This window comes from Synechococcus sp. NB0720_010, assembly GCF_023078835.1.
In the GTDB taxonomy this organism is placed as follows: domain Bacteria; phylum Cyanobacteriota; class Cyanobacteriia; order PCC-6307; family Cyanobiaceae; genus Vulcanococcus.
On the sequence record NZ_CP090898.1, the window covers coordinates 1,467,539 to 1,489,675 of the forward strand.

The window sequence follows — 22,137 nt, forward strand, 5'->3', positions numbered from 1 at the left end:
GCGTCAGCGTGCCCAGAGGTTGTACTTGAGAATGCACCAAACGGCACGGACTCCGTCCTTCCAGCCAATTTTCTTGCCTTCGTCGTAGGTGCGGCCGTAATAGGAGATGCCGACCTCATAGATGCGGCAGCGACGTTTCGCCACCTTGGCCGTAATTTCCGGCTCAAAGCCAAACCGCTTCTCTCGAATCGGTATCGACTGAATAATCTCAGTCCGGAATGCCTTATAGCAGGTCTCCATATCTGTGAGATTTAGATCCGTCAACATGTTGCTCATCAACGTCAAAAAACCATTGCCAATCCGGTGCCAGAAATAGACAACACGATGTGGAGCGGCACCCTGGAAGCGACTCCCAAACACCACATCTGCCTTGCCCTCAACAATCGGCCCAATCACAAGTGGATATTCGTTGGGGTCATATTCGAGGTCGGCATCTTGCACGATGCAAATCTGACCAACTGCTGCGGCAAAACCAGTAGCAAGCGCCGCCCCTTTCCCCTTGTTGCGCTCATGAAGCAGCACAGTGAGATCAGGGGCGCTCAAGCCCTTCAAAAGCTCACGGGTGCCATCGCTGGAGCCGTCGTCAACAACGATGAGCTGCTTGGAGGCAACCGGGGCCTGGCGGACCCGTTCGATCAAATCGAGGATCGTTCCGGCCTCGTTGAAACAGGGAATGACAACCGAAAGCAAGGGACGCGTGCTCTCGGTTTGCATTGCCACGATGCTCCAGCTCTGTTCGATCTACTTCAGCACAGGCTCACCGGGGGGCCTGGCGGAACACCACTAGCTTTTGAGCCGTGTAGGACAACGTCGCAAGCACTGGAATCAACAGCAAGGCCGCCAAATTCCTGGAAAGGCCCCAACCGGCGAGCAGGCTGATGCCCGCCCAATTGCCCCACCAGAGGCCCAAAGCCATCAGCGCATAGGCAAGGGCCGAACGTTTCTGCAGGCGCTCCACCCGAAACACGCGCTTGCCGTACAGCACAAAGCCCAAGGCCACGTTCAGAAGCTGACTCAGGAACGTGGCCAAACCCGTGCCCAACACCAACAGCAGACCCTGGAGCACCAAATTGGTGGCCAGCACGTTCAGGGCGCCGTAACCCAGAAAACGCCGCTTCCGTCCTGATCCCATAAAGGCTAGGGGAGTTGGTCCAGCCACTCCAGCAGAGCGGCATTCACCTGGTCCGGCACCTCGTCGTGGGGACAATGACCGGCTTGGAGCACCACTTCAGTGGTTTTCGCAGGCGCGTGACGCTGAAAGGCTCCGCGACGGCCTGCTGCGTTGATCCAGGGGTCGCGAATGCCCCAGAGCAACAGCAGCGGTGACTGCAGCTCGGCAAACAGATCATCGAGGGGCTGGCCCCGGGGAATGTCAAAGACCGTGCGGAACACCCCGAATGCTCCGGGATCCCTCGATGGAGCCAAGATCGATTCCACCAGCGCGTCATCGACGTTGGTGCGATCGATGTAGACCTGATTGAGGGTGCGCCGCACATTGCCCGGACGGCGCATGTTTTCAAACAACAGGCGCTGCAGGATCGGGCTCTTGAGCAACGCCGATCCGACCGTCCGGCGGGTGATGGCACCCCAGCCTTTGGGCTCGCCCTGTTCATCAGAGAACGGTCCAGCGGCATTCAGAAGGGCCACCCCCGCACTGTCTGAACCCAACGCCGCCCCTGCTGCCAGGGCGGCGTAACCCCCCAGGGAGTTGCCAACGATCACCGTGGGGCGGCCGATGCGCTCCCTGACATAGCTCACCAACTGATCGCGCCAGAGGGCGCCGCCATAACTGGGGCCGGCGGGCTTGGCACTGCGGCCAAACCCCAGCAGATCCAAGGCGTGGACCTCGTAGTGCTGCTGCAGCGCCGGGATGTTGAAGCGCCAGTGGTCGGTGGAGGCGCCAAAGCCATGCACCAACAGCACGGCAGGGCGGTCAGCGGGGCTCGTGCCCTGCTGCAGGCAATGGATGGGAAACCCCTGAAACTGCCAGGTGCTCGTGGTCACAGGGGCCTACTGCTGAAGGGCGATGCTAGGGAGGACCACTGCCCTGGGGGCGCCTGGTGATCACCGACTGGCTGCTGACGAGCTGGAGTCTCTGGCTTCCGGGCACGGCGCTTTGGGCCTTGAGTGCCTACATCCCCCTCAGTGGCCGACTGCTGCACGAAGACGACCCAGCAGGAATAGCCAGCCTCAAGTTGGGGGGTTGTCTGGCCCTGGCCCTGGGGATGGGCTTCGGCATCAACCTGGGCTTGGGCTTCAGCCTGGGCCCCAGCTGGGGCTCAAGCCTCGGCCTGGTCACAGCGCTCTATGCCCTGTTTTGGGGCGTGATCGCCCGCCAGGACTAATCGCCCTGGTAGCTGCTGCGGCGACGGCGGGTCCGGCCTTCACCAAAGGAATCGTTCTGACTGCCATAGCTGCGGTCTTCCCAGCCCTGGGCACCGGATGGACGATCACCCCGAGGTTCAGGTGCGCGGTTGGGTTCATAACCACCACCGCCGGAATAACCCCCGCCACCGCCATAGCCACCGCGACGGGGGGCACCACCACCGCCGCCTCCGGGAGAACGGGGTTCGGCCTTGTTGATGCGCAGGGGGCGGCCCATCAGTTCAGCCCCTTGCAGGGCGTCGATCGCCCGGTCTTCGCTGTCGGGATCGACGAGTTCGACAAAGGCGAACCCACGCTTGCGGCCGGTATCGCGCTCTAGGGGAAGGGCGCAATTGGCGACTTCACCAAAGGGGGCAAACAACTCGGCGACGTCCTCTTGCTCTGCGCGAAAAGGAAGGTTGCCAACAAAGATGCTCACAGGCCGTCTGGGCCGATTCGGCGTTGATTCAGCCCCAGAACCCTAGACCGGCTGGAGCAATTTGAACGGCTGCCCTTAATCCAGCAGCCGCTCTTTGGCCCGCTCCAGTTGCAGCCGGACCTGCTCAAACGCCGTCCCCCCTTCACTGCGGCGGGCGGCGACCACCTGGCGGGGATGAATGGCCTCAAAGATGTCGGCCTCAAAGGCTGAATGGAGCTGGTGCCAACGCTCCAGCGGCAGCTCACGCAAAAGGATCCCCTCCTGCAGGCAGGTTTTGACGAGGCCGCCAACCAATTGATAAGCCTCCCGAAAGGGAACGCCTTTGCCGACGAGATAGTCCGCCACATCCGTGGCGTTGGAGAAGTCACTCTCCACAGCCTGCTCCAAACGCTGGGGACGAAACTCCAAACCCTCTTCAAACAGAATCGCCATCGCCTCCAGGCAGGCCAGGGTGGTGGCCACGGCGTCAAACAGGGCCTCTTTGTCCTCCTGGAAATCCTTGTTGTATGCCAGGGGAAGACCCTTAATCATCACCAGCAACCCCTGCAGGTGACCGAACACGCGACCGCATTTGCCCCGGACCAATTCGGGGACATCGGGGTTTTTCTTCTGGGGCATCAGGCTGCTGCCCGTGGCGCAGCGATCGGTAAGGCTGACGAAGCGAAACTCCTCGCTGGCCCAAAAGATCACCTCCTCGCTGAGGCGACTCAGGTGCACCATCACCAGGCTGGCGGCCGCACTGAACTCGACCGCGAAATCGCGGTCGCTGACGGCGTCGAGGCTGTTGGCATAGACGTCGTCAAAACCCAGGGCGGCGGCCGTGTGACGCCGATCAATCGGCACTGGCGTGCCCGCTAGAGCAGCGGCACCGAGGGGGCAGATGTTGACCCGCTTGCGCAGGTCCTTCAAACGAGCGCGGTCCCGCTCCGCCATCTCCACATAGGCCAGTAGGTGATGGGCCAGGCAGATCGGCTGGGCCCGCTGCAGGTGGGTGTAACCGGGGATCATCACCTCCACGTGGGCTTCGGCCTGGGCCAGCAACGCCTGCTCAAAACGCACTAAGGCTCCATCGATGGCATCGATCTGACCCCTCAGCCACAGGCGCAAATCCGTGCCGACCTGGTCATTGCGGGAGCGACCGGTATGGAGCTTTTTGCCCAGGGGCCCCAAGATCGCGATCAACCTTCGCTCCACGGCGAAGTGCACGTCCTCATCCTCGAGGCCAGGGTTGAACTGGCCTGCGGCCGCCTCTGCGCGCACCTGCTCGAGACCAGCGACCAGCTGCTCAGCCTCCTCGGCCGTGATCACTCCGGTGCTGCCCAGCATCCGGGCATGGGCAACGGATCCATCCAGGTCCTGCTGCAGCAGGTTGATGTCAAAACCGATCGACGCGTTGAATCGCTCAATCGCTGGATGCAGACCTTGCTCAAAACGCTGACTCCAGGTGGAGGAAGAGGAATCAACGGCCATCGGGCCCGGACGTGCTGCTGAATCTCAGCTTGGCAGGCGACTACTCACACTCGGCAGCGTCACCTCTTCGCGCACCTTCAGCACCACCATCGAGGCATCGTCATCGAGGGGGCGATCCGCTCCAACAAAGCGATCCAGGCGCGCGAACAGCTGATCCAGGATTCCTTGGGCCCCACCGCCGGAGCGGCAAGCCGTTTGCAGAGCCTGGACCAGACGCTCCTCATCGAAGCGCTCGCCATTGAGGCCGGAGGCTTCCGTGACGCCGTCGGTGTAGCAGAGCAAGACATCGCCTGGCTCCAGCACGATCTGCTCGCAGCCGTACTCCGCCTCGCTCTGCAGGCCGATCAACAGACCCGGTGCATCCAGGCGTTCGACCGTGTGGCGAATCCGCCGCCAGATCAAGGGCGGATTGTGGGCGGCGTTGGCGTAGCGCAGCAGCCGCGTGCGGGGATCGAAGTCGGAATAGAAGAGCGTGACAAAGCGATGGGACTGGGCCAGGTCCTCCTGGGCCAATTGGTTCAGGTCGTGGAGGATCTGATCAGGGGGCAAGCCGCTGGAGACCTCAGCCCGGAGCATGCCCCGCAGCAGCGTCATCAACAGGCCCGCGGGGACCCCCTTGCCCATCACATCGCCAATCACCAGGGCCCAACGCCCCTGCTCCCGCTGGCGGCCTATCAGCTGGGGCCGGGTGGGAATGAAATCGAAATAATCGCCACCCACTTCAAAGGCCGGCCGGCAGCGCGCGGCCAATTCCACCCCCTCAATCACGGGGCAGTGGTCCGGCAGCAACTGGGCCTGGATTTCACCGCCGGTGGAGAGCTGGCGATCGAGCCGCTCATGGCGCCGGGCCTCCTGCAACAACTGATCCCCCTCCACCGCGACCCCGGCGAGATCCGCCACGAGTTGGACATGGCGGCGGTGACTCTCGCTCCAGCTCAGGCCCGCCTTGGACCCGAAGACATACAGGCGGCCGCGAACACGACTGCGGGCGGCCAGGGAGGTGGCGACCAAGGGGCGATCCCCCAACTGCCGGCGCACCAGAGCATCCAGCAGTTGAGCCACCGCCTCATCGCCGGAGGCCTGCTGCAGCTGCTCATCCGAAAGCGTTGCCAACTGCCGCAGCAACTCGGGGTGACTGCCGTGGAGCTGCTCGCGCCAGAGCCGGCCATCGGGGTGGAAGACCACCAGCACCGCCCCTTCCGCCTCCACCAAGCGCGTCGCCACGAGGGGGACCAACTCCAGGAAGCGCTCCAGGTTGGTGAAGCTGCGCAGGGCAAAGGCCAAGGACGCCAGCAATTCCTGATTGCGGCGCTGCTCCTTGCCCAGGCTGTCCAGCAGTTGACGCAGTGAAGCGACGGCGGATGCCGGCTTCAGGGAGCCCACTCCGCCGGGATGAGAGTGATAGGCAGGCGGCAAGTTGCTCACTTGCGCGCAAGATAGCCGCGTTTATTTGGCCAGCAGTGCCTCGACGAACTCGAAGCTGTTGAAGGGCCTCAAATCACGGATCCCTTCGCCCGCACCGATAAAGCGGATCGGTAAACCCGCTTCGGAGGAAACCGCCAAAGCGACACCGCCGCGCGAACTTCCATCGAGCTTGGTCAGCACGACACCGGTGAGACCGGCGGCCTGGGCGAAGGCCATGGCTTGCTTCAAACCGTTCTGGCCCTGGCTGGCATCGAGCACGAGCAGGGACTGAACCTCAGCATCCGGGGCCAGCTTGTCGACGATCCGGCGCACCTTGGTGAGCTCCTCCATCAGGTTGTGCTTGGTCTGCAGGCGACCGGCGGTGTCCACCAGCACCAGATCGGTGCCCTTGGCCTGAGCCGCACCGATCGCGTCGTAGACCACCGCCGCAGGATCAGCATTCGCGGAAGGGTTGGAGACCACCGTGACGCCGCTGCGCTCACCCCACACCTGAACCTGTTGCACTGCCGCGGCCCGGAAGGTGTCAGCAGCAGCAATCAGGCAGCTGTAGCCACTGCGGATCGCCAGATTGGCGAGCTTGCCCAGGGTGGTGGTTTTACCGACCCCATTCACGCCGACCATCAGCCAAACGTTTAGGCGACCCCGCTCTGGGGCAAGCAACGCAGTGCCGCTGGCCTTGATGGGGTGATCGAGCAGACCCTTCAGCTGGTCTTTGAGGAAGCGAATGCCCTCCTCGGGCTCGACGACTTCCTCGTTGAGGCGCTTACGAAGGGCCTCCAGGACCTGGTCAGTGGCTTGCACCCCGACATCCGCGCGGAGCAACAACGATTCGAGGTCGTCGAGGACCTCTGGGGTCAGCGGGTCGTCACCGAGGGTATCGAGCAACTGGGTGACGAAGCCCTGGCGGGTCTTCTCCATGCCCCGGCGCAGGCGCCCCAGCCAGTCGATTTCCTCGAGGGAAATGTCTGAGAGCTGGCGGCCCTGGGCGGCCAACACCTCGGCCGACCAGGTGAAGTCCTCATCGAAGTCCCCCAGGCTCGGGGCTGCTTCATCGGTCGCCGCTGGAGTCGGTTCGACAGGAGCGGGCGGGGTCTCGATGGCCCGGTCCAGCTGCTCCTGCTGACGCTGGGCCCGCTGGGCTGCTGCCTGCTCCAGCAAGGACAAGCCTGTAGCAGGCTCGGGAGTCTGGACGGCCTGAACGGGATCGGGAGTCGAGACCGGTGTGGTCTCCGCCGGGGGTGTTGGTTCGGGTTGTGGCTCAGCAGCAGCAGCGGCGGCTTCTTGCTTCTGCGCTTCTTGCTGGGCCTTAAGGCGGGCATAGGCCTGGCGCGCCCAATCGAGAGCGTCCTGATCGATGTCTGAGGGCTCCGCAGCTGCAGGAGTGGGAGCTACCGGGGCCTCGTCCTGGGCAGGTGGCTCAGCGGCCTGTTCCGGCTGGGGATCCTGGGGGTCCTGAGGGGACGCGCTGCGATTGAACCAGTCGTAAACCATGCCGTCTCTCAGCTCTTGGCGGGGGCGTTAGTGAAACGACGCAGCACGCCGTTGATCATGCGGCGGCCCTGCTCATCGCTGTAGCGGTTGGCCAGCTCGACGGCCTCATTGCAAGCCACCGGCGCGGGGGTGTTGAACTGCTCGATGTCCACGGCTGCGAGCCGCAGGATGTCCCGGTCAATCCGAGGCAGCCGGGTCAGGCGCCAGCCCTCCATCACCGCATCCAAGCGCTGATCCAGATCGGCACGACCCGAGAGCACTGCCCGGGCTCGATCGATCGCACCGCGGCGGATCTCCTCTTGATCCGAGAGCATCAGCAGCCGCGGAAGCTCCAGGCTGGCGGACAGGCGGTTCAGGCCGTTCTCGGCATGCTCCAGGCCGTCCTGGAGGTGCTGGCGAATGCGGGGCAACTGACCAACGGCGCCCTGGTCCTGCAACTCGCTGTCGAGAAGCTGCTGTTGGGCGGCCTGCAATTCGGTGGCGGCCTGATCGAGGGCCTCCCGCACGTGTTGGCTCAGGGAAGCCAGGGCCTGTTGCAGCAGGGTGTCCAGGGAGGTGTCGGCGCTGGGCTGACGGTCACTGACCTGACCGAGCATCAGCAGGGCCAGTTCGCGGGCTACGGAGCGGCTCTGCATCAGGCCTTATTGGAGGGAAGTGGGGAGTAGGCAGGGGCCCTGAGCTGGGCGAGAAGGCTGGAGAAACTGCGGCTGGCCGGGGTCTCACGCTCATCGGGATTGACGATGCCCGCCGAGATGATCGTGCGGAAGGCGTCTTCCACCGAAAGATCCAGATCCTGTACGGAGGACTCCGGCACCACGGCGTACCAGCCGGTGGTGGGGTTCGGGGCGGTAGGGATAAAGACGCTCAGCATCGGCTTCTCAAAGCCAGCCGACAGGGTTGCCCCCAGAACGCCAGTCACGAAGCCCAGGGCGTAGAGCCCCTCGCGGGGGTACTCCACCAGCACGACGCGGCGGAAACGGCTGGAGTTATCCCGCAGGAAGGTCTCCAGCAATTGCTTGAGGGTCTTGTAGACGGAACCCGCCACGGGAATCCGTTGCAGCGTGCCCTCGCCAAATTCCAGCAACCAGCGGCCGACGATGTTGCGGGCCATCAGGCCAATCAACAGGATCCCGAGCAGGGGAACCAGCAGACCCAGGCCCAGGTTGATCAACTCCTGCAGCACAGGGTTGAGGGTGTTGAAGGGGTTGAGCTGCTTCGGAATCGACGTCAAAAACGCCAACACGAAGCGACTCACCGTCGTCGCCAACCAGATCGTGGTGGCGAGCGGAATCACCACCAACAGACCGGCGATCAGGTCGTTCTTGAGGTCCTGCTGGAGACGATCGCCCAGCGGTTGCTCAGGTCTGGGACTCGATTGCACCACTACGTTGCGTCGCTCAACTGGCCGGAATTCCGGTCACAAAGGGCCAACCTGCAACTTAGCCAGTCGCCCTACAGAACAGCCGCCAGGGCAAGCAGGGCAAAGGCAATCACCAGAACAACAGCGGTGCCTGTGCCACCAATCCGACGTTGGTTCAAGGCCAAATCACGGCGGGTTTCGGCCTGTTTGATTTGGTTCTCCGCCTGCTGCAGCTGGCTTTGCATGAAGGCGCGAGCGACCTTCTTCTTCTCGTCCTCGCTGGCCGTCTCGGGGATCTGACCGGTTTGAACCCCCTGCTCGATCACCTGCTCCAGCACCTTGGGGTTGTCGAGCTGGGCCTTGGCCATCTCCAACTGGCCGCGTTGGGCCTGCAGGGACTGGTTGGTCTGCTCGCTCAGGCTCTGATCACCGCCGATGGTGGCGGGAACGGTGAACAACAGCGCCAGCGCCAGAACCCCACTGATCACGCACGCCGTCCAACGCAGGGGCGTCGGACCGGACTGGGGATCCTCGAGCCGCGCAGCGATCAGCATCAACAGCATCCCCACCAGAGCCATCGGCGACTGGGTGATCAGGGTGGAGCTCAGCAGCTGACGGAAGCTCTCATCGCCCCAACCGTTGACCGAGAGCACCGCCAGCAATTGCAGCGCCAGCAGCAGCACCAGCGTGATCCCTAGCCAGCGCAACAAACTGGAGAAGCGTCCTGCAACTGCTGAACTCACCGGGAGGGCCTTGGAAGTTGGGCAAGCGTAGGGGCGATCAACCGAAGCCACAGCCCCTTCCGGCTGGAGAGCTGGCCAGCGCCCTCAAGGCCCAGGCCATGGAGTTGGGCTTCAACCTGGTGGGGATTGCCTCAGCGAGCGGTAGCGAGCGGATCCGCCTGCGCAACGCCGCCCTGCAGCGCTGGCTGAGCGCGGGGCATCAGGGCGAGATGGCCTGGATGCAGGACCCCAGACGGCAAGCCATTGAGGCCTTGCTGCCTGGGGTCCGCAGTGTTCTGGCGGTGGGGCTGAACTACTACGTCGATCGCCAGCCTGCGCCCGGCAGCTTGAAGGTGGCCCGTTACGGCTGGGGCCGGGACTACCACCGGGTGATCGATGGACGCCTACGGGCCCTGGGGCGTTGGCTCGAGAGCAACCAGCCGCAGACCCAATGGCGCGCCTGCGTCGACAGCACACCCCTGCTGGATAAGGCTTGGGCCGAGGAAGCGGGCCTGGGCTGGATCGGGAAACACAGCAACCTGATCAACCGCGACTGGGGCTCCTGGCTGCTGATCGGGCATCTATTGATCGACCTGGAGCTCCCCGCTGATGAACCCGCTACGCCCCACTGCGGGGCCTGCCGCGCCTGCCTGGACGCCTGCCCGACTCAGGCGATCACCGAGCCGTTTGTTGTCGATGCCCGCCGCTGCATCGCCTTCCACACGATCGAGAACCGGGCGGACCAGTTGCCGGCAGACATCGCCTCGGACTTGAACGGCTGGGTGGCCGGCTGCGACATCTGCCAGGACGTCTGCCCCTGGAACCAGCAAGCCCTGGTCTCCAGCAGCGATCCGGATCTGCAGCCCAGGCCGTGGTGGCTGGATCTCCAAGGGGCTGATGCCCTGGACTGGAACGACAGCGAGTGGGACGAGAAGCTGCGGGCCTCCGCCCTGCGGCGGATCAAGCCCTCAATGTGGAGGCGAAACATTGCAGCAGCCCTAGGCTGAGCGCTCGATCGCCCTGCATCGATGGCCGCGCGCTGGTTGAAGGTTCTGGCCACAGCGCCCCTGATGCTGGCAAGCCTCACTGGCCCCCCCGCCAAGGCACTGGTGCCCTACGTCGTGCTGCCCAGCGAGCGCAACCTCGAAGCCGCGGGGCTGGGCATTGCCCAGGCCGCCAGCCGACTCTTGAAATTGGGCCAAGCGGAAGAGGCCGCCAGTCTCGCGGCGCTGACCGTTCAGCTGATCCCAACGGATGCCCGGGGATGGCTGCTGCTGGCGGAAGCCCAGTTGCGCAGCGGCGAGGACGCCGAAGCCTCCGCATCGCTCGAGCAAGCGCGAAACCTGGACCCCCGCAATGCCGGGATCCTTTTTGCCCAGGGCTCCCTGGCCCTCAAAGCCAACCAACCGGCCCGCGCCGTTGAGCTGATCCGCGAAGGTCAGCGCATCGACGGCAAGAACGCCGGTTCCTACTTCGATCTGGGCAACGGCTACATCCTGCTGGGGGAATCCAAAGCGGCGCTCTCGGCCTTTGAGAGGGCCTCAAAGCTGCGCAGCGACTTCTGGGAGGCCATCAACAACCAGTCGCTAGTGCTCTACGAACAGCGCAAGGACGCCGAAGCGATCCAACGCTGGCGCTCCGTCCTGGCGATTCGGCCCACGGCAGCAGAACCGATGTTGGCCTTGGCTGCGGCTCTCAATGCCCAAGACCCCAGCAACGGCGAGAGCCTGGACCTGGCCAAGCGCGCCCTAGCGGGTGATCCCAACTACGTGCTGAGCAGCTATCAACAGGAGCAGCTCTGGGGCACGCGCCTGCGGGAAGCCACCAGCGTTCTGCTGGCGAACGCGAGCTTGAAGGGCGATGTGGAGCGGGCTCAGGCCAATGCCGATGCTGAGCCCGCGGAACAACCTCGGTAGGCTGAGCCGCACTTTCTGACCTCGGATGGCCAAGGCGCGTCCCGAAAAGCCGCTGCCCGACCCATCCGACGAGCGTCGTATCCAGCCGATTGAGCTGCATCAGGAGATGCAGCGCTCCTATCTGGAATACGCCATGAGCGTGATCGTGGGACGGGCCTTGCCCGATGCCCGCGATGGCCTGAAGCCCGTGCAGCGGCGCATCCTGTTTGCAATGCACGAGCTGGGGTTGACCCCCGATCGCCCCTACCGGAAATGCGCCCGCGTGGTGGGCGACGTGCTCGGCAAATACCACCCCCACGGCGACCAAGCGGTCTACGACGCCCTGGTCCGGCTCGTGCAGACCTTCGCAAGCCGCAATCCCTTACTCGACGGCCATGGCAACTTTGGCTCGGTGGACGACGATCCACCGGCCGCCATGCGTTACACGGAAACGCGCCTAGCGCCCATCGCCAATGAGGCGATGCTCGATGAGATCGGCAGCGACACGGTCGATTTCGCCAACAACTTTGATGGCTCCCAGCAGGAGCCAACCGTGCTCCCGGCCCAGCTGCCCTTCCTGCTGCTGAACGGCTGCACCGGCATCGCCGTGGGCATGGCCACCAACATCCCTCCCCACAACCTTGGGGAGGTGGTGGATGCCTTGATTGCTCTGGTGCGCAAGCCCGAGCTGAGCGACGAGAAGCTGCTGGAGCTGGTGCCGGGCCCTGACTTCCCCACCGGCGGCGAAGTGCTCACCGGCAGCGGCCTCCGCGACACCTATCTCTACGGCCGCGGCAGCATCCCGATGCGGGGCGTCGCCCACATCGAGGAGATTCAGCCGGGCAAAGGACGCCACAAGCGCGGAGCCGTGGTGATCACCGAGTTGCCCTATCAACTCAGCAAAGCGGGCTGGATCGAGAAGCTGGCCGAGCAGGTCAACGACGGCAAGATCAACGGGATCGCGGACATTCGCGACGAGTCCGACCGCGACGGCATGCGGGTCGTGGTGGAGCTGCGCCGGGACGCCAACCCAGAGAAGGTGTTGGCCGATCTGCAGCGGCGCACGGCGCTGCAGAGCAACTACGGCGCGATCCTGCTGGCCCTCGTCCACGGAAAGCCAATCCAACTGAGCCTGCGCCAGCTCCTGCAGGAGTTCCTGGACTACCGGGAGCTGACGATCATTCGGCGAACCAAGCACGCCCTCAAGCGTGCGGAAGATCGCTTGGAAGTGGTCGAGGGTTTGATCACCGCCCTCAATGCATTGCAACGGGTGATCGAGATGATCACCGCCGCACCCGATGCCTCCAACGCCAAGGCCAGCCTGCAGGTCCACCTCGACATCAATGAGCGCCAGGCCGATGCGGTCCTCGCCATGCCCCTGCGACGGCTGACGGGCCTCGAGCAGGAAAGCCTGCGCAAGGAGGCGGACGACCTGCGCCAGGAGCGAGCCCGCCTTCGGCACCTGCTGGATGAACGTCCGGCGCTGCTCGACACCATGGTGGCGGAGTTCAAGGCCCTGAAAAAGCGCTTTGCCACCCCCCGCCGAACGCGGCTGGTGGAAGGTGGTGATGAGCTAGTCGCCCAACGCACCGCAGCCCAACGGCCCAACACGGAACTACTGCGCCAGCGCGCCTTTGAAGGGCTGCCCAGCGATGGCCGACTGGTGATCCAGGCCGATGGGCAGGTGAAGGTGATTGGCCCCCAATTGCTAGGACGACTTCACCTCGATGAGCCGGCACCTCTTGGCGACAACCCCTCGCCAGCACGCCTGATCCTGCCGATCAGCAGCAGGCCTGCGCTGTTGGCCTTCACGGACGCAGGTCGTGTGGCGTTGCTGCGCTGGGAGTTTGCCGGGCAGAACCCTGGCACCCTCGAGAAATTCCTACCCGAGGGGATGAGCGGAGAGCGGGTGGTCCAACTGCTGCCGCTCCCGCAAGAAGCGGAAGGAAAGAGCGTTGGCCTGCTGAGCAGTGATGGTCGTTTCAAGCGTCTTCCTCTGGCTGAATTCCAAGACCTCTCGGGTCGGGCGACCTCAATCCTCAAGCTCAAGGAAGGAGTAAGTCTTAAGCGCGTGGTGCTTTGTCAGGACGGCGACGATCTGGTGGTGAGCAGCAGCACCGGTCGCCTGCTGCGCCTAGAAGTCAACGAAGAGAACCTGCCGGTGATGGGCAGGAACGCCCAAGGGCCTGTGCTGCTGCGCCTTCTACCTGGTGAGCATGTGGTGAGTGCTGCAACGCTGAAAGCGGAGGACAGCGTGTTGCTCGCAACTCAGCAGGGTCTGCTCAAAAAGCTTCATGCCGCAGAAATCCGCCGCTGCCAGCGGGGAGATCTTGGACAGATCTGCCTGCGCTTTGAGCAACGGGGCGATCAGCTGATCGATCTTCAAGAATTCAGCGGAGGGCTGTTATGTGTAATCCTCGAGGATGGTCAAAATTCAAGAATCTCACTTGAGTCTGACCACAATGCCCTCAAAAAGATCAATATGGGATCGTCCAGTAAAATAAGAGTAATATTCAGCTTGATAACAAGTTAGAGAGATATCACCAAAAAAGATCTTCCACAAGACCCAGGCTAAACACACTAACAAATAATACCAATTCACAATGGAATTAGGATTCTGGCTACCACTCGAGAAGATAGTTTTCTGAAAACGTAACGGGAATTTCGTCTGTTATGCTTGATCCTGGAATCAACTTAAGGAGAGAATCCTGGGGCAAATTATTGATATCGTCAAATTTGCCGTCCACCCCACTATTCATAATCAGATAGCCGCGACGGGAAAGACTCAACACCTGATCAAAGTATTTTAGCTGCAAAGACTGCGGAAGTTCACTGAAGGCATAGTTACTGATAACCATATCCCAAGAGCCCAATCCATCAAGACTTCCAAGAGTAGCCAGTCTGTATTTACAGTTTATTCCAGCATCTTCGATAAAACGTTGAATTAAGTAATTTACCTGCCAGAGATCAATAAACGTGTAGGAATTAATATGCATAATCCTATCCAGGACAACTGCCTGCCCTCCATAGCCACAACCAATCTCAACTAAGTCAGGAGAAGGGCCATCCTTGAGCTTATCTTTAATCTCTAGAGCAACTTTTAGGTAACGAAGTGACGTCGTAGAGATTGGCATACGAAGCCGATCAAGATGAATTTTATAAGGCGAGCCGATACATTGCAAAGGCTCCGTCGCCTGATAAATCTCATCGTCTGCGAGATGGTAAACATCTTTAATGATATTAAGATACAAAGAAGCATCCTTTAGAGATACATGTTCGAGAATTGGAGTATAGAGATGATGCCTTCTAAAGACACTATATATAGATGGATCAATGGCAGCCCTGAGTGCAAGCTCTGGATAGAAAGTTTTGGCGCTTGCCGATTTTGATCCAAAATTTACACGCTTTCCATTTTTAAATCCAACCCGGAGAAGCCTTGTATGGATCCTCTGGAGAACGCTTGTTGTTTGATTTTTGTAGTTTCCCAGCAATGCTCTTATCATGACAATCGATCTACTGAAACAATTTTAGAGCCTAAGAGATTACCCGGAACAAGCCGACCTTGAAACTTTAGTGTTCAGCATATTTGTCATGGCTAGTTACATCACTTAATCAGACATGCCCAAGCTTATGCGTCAGGCAGCGACCGCCTGCGGCGGGTGCTGCTCCAAAACCTGCTTGAGGTAGCGCCCGGTGTGAGAGCTCGGATTCTCCGCGACCTCTTCGGGAGTGCCGGTCACCACAATCTCGCCACCCTTGTCGCCACCCTCGGGACCAAGGTCAATGATCCAATCGGAGCAGCGAATGACATCCAGGTTGTGCTCGATCACCAAGATCGAGTTGCCCTTGTCCACCAAGCGCTGCATCACGTCCATCAACTTGTGGACGTCGTAGAAGCTCAGGCCCGTCGTCGGCTCATCGATCAGATAAAGGGTCTTGCCGGTGGCGCGTTTCGAGAGTTCGGTCGCCAACTTCACCCGCTGGGCCTCACCTCCGGAGAGGGTCGGTGCGGGTTGGCCGAGCTTGACGTAACCCAAGCCCACATCCACCAGGGTCCGCAGCCGATCGGCCGCCTGCGGGATCGCTGAGAACACCTCGCAAGCCTGCTCCACCGTCATCTGGAGCACATCGGCGATGGTGTGGCCCTTGTATTTGACCTGCAACGTCTCGCGGTTGTAGCGAGCACCCTTGCAGACGTCGCACTGGACGTAGACGTCAGGCAAGAAGTTCATCTCAATGACGTTCACGCCCTGGCCGCTGCAGGCTTCGCAGCGACCGCCCTTGACGTTGAAGCTGAACTGACCGACGGCGTAGCCGCGAGCCTTGGCCTCGACCGTCGCGGCAAAGACCTGTCGGATCGGATCAAACGCTCCGGTGTAGGTCGCTGGGTTGGAGCGAGGCGTTCGGCCAATCGGTGATTGGTCAATGACGATCACCTTGTCGATCGCCTTGATGCCCTTGAGGTCCTCAACCCCTGCAGGGAAGGGGACTTTCATGCCGAGCTTGTGCTCCAGCGCGGGGTGCAGGAGCTCGTTGACCATCGTGCTCTTGCCGCTGCCGCTCACCCCGGTCACACAAACCAAACGGCCCAGGGGGAACTCCACGTCAAAACCGCTGAGGTTGTTCCGCGCACAACCCACCAAGGTGAGCTTGCGGGATCCACTGGCACGGCGCTCAGCCGGGGTCGGAATAGCCCGACGACCACTGAGGTAAGCGCCAGTCAACGACTCCTCAGCCGCGAGCAGGGTCTCGAAGTCACCCTCGGCAACGATCTTGCCGCCATGGACTCCGGCGCCCGGGCCGATGTCGACGATGTAATCGGCGGCGCGAATGGTGTCCTCGTCGTGCTCCACCACGATCAAGGTGTTGCCCAGATCCCTGAGCTTCACGAGGGTGTTCAACAGCCTGTCGTTGTCACGCTGGTGCAAACCGATGCTCGGCTCATCGAGCACGTAGAGCACGCCCGTCAGACCTGCACCGATCTGGGTGGCCAGCCGGATGCGCTGGGCCTCACCACCAGAGAGGGTCATCGCCGGACGATCCAGGCTCAGGTAGTCCAGGCCCACATCCAACAGAAACTTCAGGCGCATGCGGATCTCCCGCAACACCAAGTCGCCAATTTGGATTTGACGGGCGTTGAGCAAAGCCGGGCCCTCAACGCCCATCAGCTCTTCAATGCGGCGCAGGCTCTCGCCGACGCTGCTGTTGGTCAGCTCATGGATGCGGTAGGGACCAACCCGCACCGCCAATGCCTCGGGCTTGAGCCGCAAACCATGGCAAGTGGAGCAGGGCACCAACTCCAGGTACTTCTCGAGCTTCTGGCGAATGGACTCACCGCTGGCGTCACGCAGCTGGCGCTCGAGGATCGGCAGGATCCCTTCGAACGGCCGCAGATAGGTCTGGTTTTTCCGGTAACGGCTGTCGGCCTGAATCGGGATCGGCTCCCTTGAGCCGTTGAGCAGCACGTCGTGCTGTTCCTCGGTCAGCTCATTCCAGGGGGTCTTGATCTCAAAGCCAAAGGCCTCTCCCACCGAATAGAGCAGGGAGAAGTAATAGGAGTTGTCCTTCTCCGCCCAAGGGGCCACCGCCGCATACACCGGCAGCGAAGGATCAGGGATCACCCGCTCCTTAGTGAATTGGCGCAGGTGGCCAATGCCATGGCAATCCGCGCAGGCGCCATAGGGACTGTTGAAGGAGAACAGCCGCGGCGAGAGCTCCTCCATCACCGCACCGTGAACCGGGCAGGCGAAGTTCTCGGAATAGAGGCGCTCCTTTTCCACCTCGGGCGGAAGCTCTTCACCGGACTTCGGAACCACCTCCACCAAGGCCAAGCCATCGCCGCGCTTGAGGGCGGTGCGGAGGGAATCGGTCAGGCGCTCCTGAATGCCCTCGCGGGCCACCAGGCGATCCACCACCACTTCAATGTTGTGGGAGTGGTTCTTGTCGAGCTCGATGTTGTCGGCGAGTTCACGCACCTCACCGTTGATGCGCACCCGGGCAAAGCCCTCGGCCACAAGGCCACTCAACAGCTTGACGTGGGTGCCCTTTTTGCCGCGGACGACGGGCGCCAGAAGCTGATAACGGGTGCCCTCCGGCAAGGTGAGGATCTGATCAACCATCTCGTCGATCGACTGGGGCCGAATCGAGCGATCGCACTCGGGGCAGTGGGGTTCCCCTGCGCGGCCGAATAGCAAACGCAAGTAGTCCTGGATCTCGGTGACCGTTCCCACCGTGGAACGGGGGTTGTGGCTCGTGGACTTCTGGTCAATCGAAATGGCCGGAGAGAGGCCCTCAATTGCATCCACATCGGGCTTGTCGACCTGGCCAAGGAACTGCCGGGCGTAGGCCGAGAGGCTTTCGACGTAGCGGCGTTGGCCCTCAGCAAAGATCGTGTCGAAGGCGAGGGAGCTCTTGCCGCTGCCGCTCACCCCGGTGAAGACCACCAGCTGGTTGCGGGGGATCGTGACGTCGACGTTTTTGAGGTTGTGCTGACGGGCACCCCGCACCCGGATCACATCCTCCAAGGAGCCGCCGTTGAGGGCCTGAAGCGCAGCCTTCTCGTTCACGCTTTTGGCGAGGGCGCGGGGCATCCAGGCGGCTCTAAGAGGGATGAAGTCTAGGCAGCGCGTTTGAGCAGGCTGGCCGCGTAGCTCCTGGTCTCACCGAAATCACCACCGGCCAATTCCGCCAGTTCCGCCTGCCGAGCCTGAGTGTCCCGCAGTTGGGACACTCGCGTGTGGGTCATCCCATCCCGCACCTCCTTCGCCACCTGGAAGTGATGGTCCGCAGCAGCGGCGACCAAGGGCTGGTGAGTCACGCAAAAGACCTGGCGCTGCTGGGCCAGGCGCTGCAGCAGCTCAGCCATGGCACCACTCACTCGGCCGCTGACACCGGTGTCTATCTCATCAAAGAGCAGGGTGACGTGCTGATCCGCCGCGGCCAGGCAAGTCTTCAACGCCAAGAGAAAGCGCGACATCTCACCGCCTGAGGCCACCTCAGACAGGGGAGCCAACGGCTGCCCGGGGTTGGCGGAGAACAGGAACTGCACCGCGTCCGCCCCCTCTTCCCCCGGGGCCGCGGGCTCGATACCGACTTGAAAGCGAACGTTGGCCAAACCCATCGGCCGCAGGGCCTGCATCAGCTCTTGTTCCAAGGCCTCAGCGGCAGCGCGGCGCGCCTGGGTCAGTTGGGCGTTGCAACGATCACGCCGCTGACGGGCTTGGAGTTCGTCCTGCTCCAAAGCCTCGAGGCTGGCTTGAGCACCGCCGGGGACCAGCTGCTCACGCAATTGATCGCGCCAAGCAATCAACTCGGCCAAATCTTTGCCATGGCGCCTCTCGAGCGTCTTGAGCAAGGCCATCCGCTCCTGCAGTTGTCCCAGACTGTCTGGATCACTCTCGAGGGTCGAGCCATAGCGATCGAGCTCACGGATGAAGTCCTGGAGCTCCGCTAAGCCATCGCCAAAGCGAGCGCTCACCGCCGACAAGCTGCCATCGAGTTGCTGCATCTGAGCCAACTCGGCCTCACAGGCCGCCAGATGGTCCAACACGGATGGCGCTTCTTCAGCGCCATCCACCAGCCGTCCCATCAGGGTCATCACCCCTTCCTGCAGACGCACCCCATGGGCGAGACGGTTCTCTTCGTTCTCCAGCTGGCTGCGCTCTGAAGGGTCCTCCAGCTGCGCCGCCTCCAGGTCATCCAAAAGCTGTTGCTGACGCTCCAAATCGGCCTGCAGGGTCAACCAATCAGCCTTGGCCTGCTCCAGGGCCGCCGAGGCTTGGCGCCAGGAGCGATAGCTCTCCTGAACGGGAGCTGAATGCTGCTGGAGTTCAGCGCCACCAAAACGGTCCAGCCAACGGCGCTGTTGACCAGGCCGAGCCAACTGTTGGGTCTGACCCTGAACGGTCAGGTCCAACAGAAGGGGGCGCAGGGATTGAATCTGTTGACGGTTGACCGCAACGCCATTGAGTCGATGGCGACTGCTGAGGCGATCGTCCTTCTGGCGCCATTCGCGGCTCAGCAGTAACTCCTCCTCGTCGCACTCCAACTCCTGCTCGTTCAACCACTCCTGCAGGGGAGGACTGAGGGAAAAACTGGCCTCGATCACCCCTTTGCTGCTGCCCTGTCGCAACAGCCTCGGCCCCTGCCCACCCAGTAGGGCATCCAGGGCATCCAAAAGAATGGACTTACCGGCTCCGGTCTCACCGGTTAGCACCGTGAAGCCCTCTCCAAACTCCAGCTGCAGCTCCTCGATCAGAGCAATGTTCTCGAGGCGCAGACCGGTAAGCACGAGCAGCCTGGTGTTGGGCCCGACCGTAGCGGCTGTCTCTTTCGTTTAGAAGGGGGTCATGTCAGAGACCGGCCTCACCCCTGCCGAAGCAGCGGCGGCTGCCATGCAACGCAGCGTGTTCGGTGACGACGCCGAACCGAACACCCCTGCTAAAACGACCAAAACGGTGGAGCCCCAGCGCGAGGAGCTCTCCGACTTCATCGAGGCCGCTGGTCTCCTCGAATACGACCCAGCAGCCATCAGTCGGATTTACGCCGGCGCACCTCAACGTTTGATCCGCCGGCTCTGGCAAACGCTGGTTCCAATCGGCCTCTATCTCTTCGGTGTCGGCTTCGACTGGCTGACCCGCAGGCTCAAGGATCCCGAGTACGCCCGGGCGCGGGCCAAGGAAGCAGCTGATCTGGTGGCCTCCCTGGGTCCAGCGTTTATCAAGGCCGGTCAGGCCCTCTCCACCCGCCCCGACATCATTCCGCCACTCCTACTGGAGGAGCTTGCCGGACTGCAGGACCAACTGCCCGGCTTCGATTCGGGCCTGGCGATGGCCTGCATCGAAGAAGACCTCGGTGCTCCGATTTCAGCGATCTATGCCGAGCTGGAACGGGAGCCGATCTCAGCGGCATCCCTCGGCCAAGTCCACAGGGGTGTTCTGCTCAGCGGCGAGAAGGTTGCCGTCAAGGTTCAGCGCCCAGGACTGAGGGAACAGATCACCCTGGACCTCTACATCGTCCGGAACATCGCGGCCTGGCTGAACACCAACATCGGCTTGATCCGCTCGGACCTCGTGGCCCTGATCGACGAGCTGGGCAAGCGGGTGTTCGAGGAAATGGACTACTGCAACGAGGCGACCAACGCCGAAACGTTCGCAGAGCTCCACGCCCACAACCCCCGTATCGCCGTACCCCGGATCTTCCGCGATGCCACGGCCAGGCGCGTGCTGACGATGGAGTGGATCGACGGGGTCAAACTCACCAACCTCGAAGCCGTTCGCGAACTCGGGATCGACCCCGACGACATGGTCACCGTGGGGGTGAACTGCTCCCTGCAGCAACTGCTGGAGCACGGCTTCTTCCACGCCGATCCCCACCCCGGGAACCTGCTGGCCCTGGCTGATGGTCGCCTGGCCTATCTCGACTTCGGAATGATGAGCGAGGTCAGCCGTGAGAGCCGCACCGGCCTGATCCAAGCGGTGGTCCACCTGGTGAACCGCAATTTCGGAAAGCTGAGCAATGACTTCGTCAGCCTGGGCTTCCTGGCGGAGGACGTGAATCTCGAGCCGATCGTTCCGGCCTTTGAGCAAGTCTTTGGCCAAGCGCTGGAAATGGGCGTCAGCCGGATGGACTTCAAAGCCGTCACGGACGACCTCAGCGGTGTGATGTACCGCTTCCCCTTCCGCGTTCCCCCCTATTACGCACTGATCATTCGCTCCCTGGTGACGCTCGAGGGCATCGCCTTAAGCGTCGATCCCGATTTCAAAATCCTCGGTGCGGCCTACCCCTATTTCGCCCGCCGGCTGATGGAAGACCCGGATCCGCAGCTGCGCAACAGCCTCAAAGAAATGCTGTTCGACGGCGACATCTTCCGTTGGCAGCGGCTGGACAACCTGATCAGCAGTGCCGCCAGCGGCAGCCAGTTGGACCTGGAGGGACTGCTCGATCAAGTCCTCGACTTCCTCTTCTCCCCTAAGGCGGGTCTGCTGCGCAACCAGCTCGTCGAAGCTGCTGTCGACCAACTCGACGCCCTGGGCTGGCAAACCGCGGTCCGTCTGAGCCAACGCTTGCCTCGGGCCCTGAGGCCACCTGGTCTGCGGGATCGCGTGGCGATCACCGCCAGCGACGTGGAGTTGCTCTCCCTTGAGCCCATCCAACGCCTCGTGGCCATCCTCAACCAACTGCCTGGATTCGATCCGCAATTGCTGCTCAAACGAGTCCCAAGGCTTCTCCAGGAAACCGAACTGCGGCGCATGGGGACAGAGATGGCCAAAGGACTGGCTGAACGCAGCATGGTCAGGCTCGTGCGCGACGTCCTGGTGAGTCCGGCCTAGGGTCACCTCACTGTTTCGAGGCCCCATGCCGACCTGCAAACGCCAGCGCCTCCTCGCTGCAGCGCTTGGCTTGGGCTTGCTCGGTGGGACGCCAACGCTAGCGGCGGAGAACGTGGTGTTCGTCACCGGGGCCTTCCGGCGTTCGATCCCAGTGGCGGACTTCGAATACTTGGCGGAGACCGATCAGGCCAGGGGTCTGCTCTCGGATCTGCTGAGCCTCACGAAGATGGAGCCCAAGGAGGTCTCCAAGCTGCTGAAGGCGGAGCTCGCTATCCCGTTGGTGCTCACCAGCCGCTTGCTGAACACCCGTCTTGGCGAAGCGATCCTGGCCCGGGTGGCCAAGATCATCTATCCACTCAAAGCCCCTGGAGCAGGCATCCCCGCCCTACGAGCCGGTGTGATCAATGCCCTGGTGGCAGGCGACGACAAGATCAATGCGATCAGCTTCATGCAGGCCTACCCGGTCGATGAGCTGGAGGTCAGCATTCCGGCGCTGATGAACGTGCTCGAAAAAGCCAAATCCATCAGCCAGTTGATCTCCTTCTTTTCCGATTCGCCCCTGGATGGGCTGAGGGGCGACAACAAGGCTGCCCCGTAGATTCGGGTCCAGAGCGTCCCAGCCGACCGTGCCCCTGCTGAC

19 protein-coding genes are annotated in these 22,137 nt (G+C 62.2%); 6 read left to right on the forward strand and 13 right to left on the reverse strand.

Annotation, left to right across the window (positions count from 1 at the left end; all coding sequences use genetic code 11):
• Positions 1 to 3: 3 nt before the first annotated feature.
• The 3 genes from LY254_RS07760 to LY254_RS07770 are packed head-to-tail and all read right to left on the reverse strand — an operon-like array spanning position 4 to position 2,004.
• The gene (locus LY254_RS07760) at positions 4 to 714 is read right to left on the reverse strand and encodes a glycosyltransferase family 2 protein (protein WP_247476499.1); all 711 of its coding nucleotides are present in this window, start codon (positions 712 to 714) and stop codon (positions 4 to 6) included.
• Between the two features lie 43 nt (positions 715 to 757).
• Positions 758 to 1,132 (reverse strand): GtrA family protein, encoded by a 375-nt coding sequence (locus LY254_RS07765; protein WP_247476500.1) that lies wholly within the window; start codon positions 1,130 to 1,132, stop codon positions 758 to 760.
• A 5-nt stretch (positions 1,133 to 1,137) separates the two neighbouring features.
• On the reverse strand, positions 1,138 to 2,004 hold the full coding sequence (locus LY254_RS07770; protein WP_371820440.1) for an alpha/beta fold hydrolase: 867 nt from the start codon (positions 2,002 to 2,004) through the stop codon (positions 1,138 to 1,140).
• Positions 2,005 to 2,060: 56 nt separating this feature from the next.
• Here LY254_RS07770 and LY254_RS07775 point away from each other — a divergent pair, with 56 nt between their 5' ends.
• A complete protein-coding gene (locus LY254_RS07775; protein ID WP_247476501.1) occupies positions 2,061 to 2,345 on the forward strand; it encodes a hypothetical protein in 285 nt (94 codons plus the stop codon).
• On the opposite strand, the gene LY254_RS07780 is transcribed toward LY254_RS07775, so the two are convergent.
• From LY254_RS07780 to LY254_RS07810, 7 genes are all read right to left on the reverse strand, one after another.
• On the reverse strand, positions 2,342 to 2,803 hold the full coding sequence (locus LY254_RS07780) for an RNA-binding protein (protein ID WP_247476502.1): 462 nt from the start codon (positions 2,801 to 2,803) through the stop codon (positions 2,342 to 2,344). The two genes, LY254_RS07775 and LY254_RS07780, sit on opposite strands and share 4 nt — an antisense overlap.
• Before the next feature lie 75 nt (positions 2,804 to 2,878).
• Positions 2,879 to 4,273 carry an argininosuccinate lyase gene (gene argH / locus LY254_RS07785; RefSeq protein WP_247476503.1) on the reverse strand — a complete coding sequence of 465 codons (1,395 nt, stop codon included), beginning with the start codon at positions 4,271 to 4,273 and terminating at the stop codon, positions 2,879 to 2,881.
• Between the two features lie 24 nt (positions 4,274 to 4,297).
• The gene (locus LY254_RS07790; protein WP_371820441.1) at positions 4,298 to 5,698 is read right to left on the reverse strand and encodes a PP2C family protein-serine/threonine phosphatase; all 1,401 of its coding nucleotides are present in this window, start codon (positions 5,696 to 5,698) and stop codon (positions 4,298 to 4,300) included.
• A gap of 21 nt (positions 5,699 to 5,719) precedes the next feature.
• Complete coding sequence (gene ftsY / locus LY254_RS07795) at positions 5,720 to 7,189, reverse strand: signal recognition particle-docking protein FtsY (RefSeq protein WP_247476505.1); 1,470 nt, start codon at positions 7,187 to 7,189, stop codon at positions 5,720 to 5,722.
• An 8-nt stretch (positions 7,190 to 7,197) separates the two neighbouring features.
• Positions 7,198 to 7,824, reverse strand: a complete 627-nt coding sequence (gene nusB, locus LY254_RS07800) for a transcription antitermination factor NusB (RefSeq protein WP_247476506.1) — start codon at positions 7,822 to 7,824, stop codon at positions 7,198 to 7,200.
• Positions 7,824 to 8,573: a DUF502 domain-containing protein gene (locus tag LY254_RS07805; protein ID WP_010314136.1), complete on the reverse strand. Its 750-nt coding sequence runs from the start codon at positions 8,571 to 8,573 to the stop codon at positions 7,824 to 7,826. The genes nusB and LY254_RS07805 overlap by 1 nt, the downstream gene beginning before the upstream one ends.
• 68 nt (positions 8,574 to 8,641) lie before the next feature.
• On the reverse strand, positions 8,642 to 9,292 hold the full coding sequence (locus LY254_RS07810) for an HpsJ family protein (protein WP_247476507.1): 651 nt from the start codon (positions 9,290 to 9,292) through the stop codon (positions 8,642 to 8,644).
• Between the two features lie 98 nt (positions 9,293 to 9,390).
• On the opposite strand from LY254_RS07810, the gene queG reads away from it, so the two are divergent.
• From queG to LY254_RS07825, 3 genes are read left to right on the forward strand one after another with little or no spacing between them, the layout of a single operon-like run.
• Positions 9,391 to 10,278: a tRNA epoxyqueuosine(34) reductase QueG gene (gene queG, locus LY254_RS07815; protein WP_247479811.1), complete on the forward strand. Its 888-nt coding sequence runs from the start codon at positions 9,391 to 9,393 to the stop codon at positions 10,276 to 10,278.
• A gap of 21 nt (positions 10,279 to 10,299) precedes the next feature.
• A complete protein-coding gene (locus LY254_RS07820; protein WP_247476508.1) occupies positions 10,300 to 11,187 on the forward strand; it encodes a tetratricopeptide repeat protein in 888 nt (295 codons plus the stop codon).
• Positions 11,188 to 11,212: 25 nt separating this feature from the next.
• A complete protein-coding gene (locus LY254_RS07825) occupies positions 11,213 to 13,699 on the forward strand; it encodes a DNA topoisomerase (ATP-hydrolyzing) subunit A (protein ID WP_247476509.1) in 2,487 nt (828 codons plus the stop codon).
• Between the two features lie 88 nt (positions 13,700 to 13,787).
• On the opposite strand, the gene LY254_RS07830 is transcribed toward LY254_RS07825, so the two are convergent.
• From LY254_RS07830 to recN, 3 genes are all read right to left on the reverse strand, one after another.
• Positions 13,788 to 14,669 carry a hypothetical protein gene (locus LY254_RS07830; RefSeq protein ID WP_247476510.1) on the reverse strand — a complete coding sequence of 294 codons (882 nt, stop codon included), beginning with the start codon at positions 14,667 to 14,669 and terminating at the stop codon, positions 13,788 to 13,790.
• 132 nt (positions 14,670 to 14,801) lie between these two features.
• A complete protein-coding gene (gene uvrA, locus LY254_RS07835; RefSeq protein WP_247476511.1) occupies positions 14,802 to 17,756 on the reverse strand; it encodes an excinuclease ABC subunit UvrA in 2,955 nt (984 codons plus the stop codon).
• A gap of 26 nt (positions 17,757 to 17,782) precedes the next feature.
• Entirely contained in the window at positions 17,783 to 19,456 is a 1,674-nt protein-coding gene (gene recN, locus LY254_RS07840) for a DNA repair protein RecN (protein WP_247476512.1), read from the reverse strand.
• 58 nt (positions 19,457 to 19,514) lie between these two features.
• Here recN and LY254_RS07845 point away from each other — a divergent pair, with 58 nt between their 5' ends.
• On the forward strand, positions 19,515 to 21,497 hold the full coding sequence (locus LY254_RS07845; protein ID WP_247476513.1) for an AarF/ABC1/UbiB kinase family protein: 1,983 nt from the start codon (positions 19,515 to 19,517) through the stop codon (positions 21,495 to 21,497).
• A 25-nt stretch (positions 21,498 to 21,522) separates the two neighbouring features.
• The gene (locus tag LY254_RS07850; protein ID WP_247476514.1) at positions 21,523 to 22,095 is read left to right on the forward strand and encodes an alpha/beta hydrolase; all 573 of its coding nucleotides are present in this window, start codon (positions 21,523 to 21,525) and stop codon (positions 22,093 to 22,095) included.
• The last annotated feature ends 42 nt before the right edge of the window (positions 22,096 to 22,137 follow it).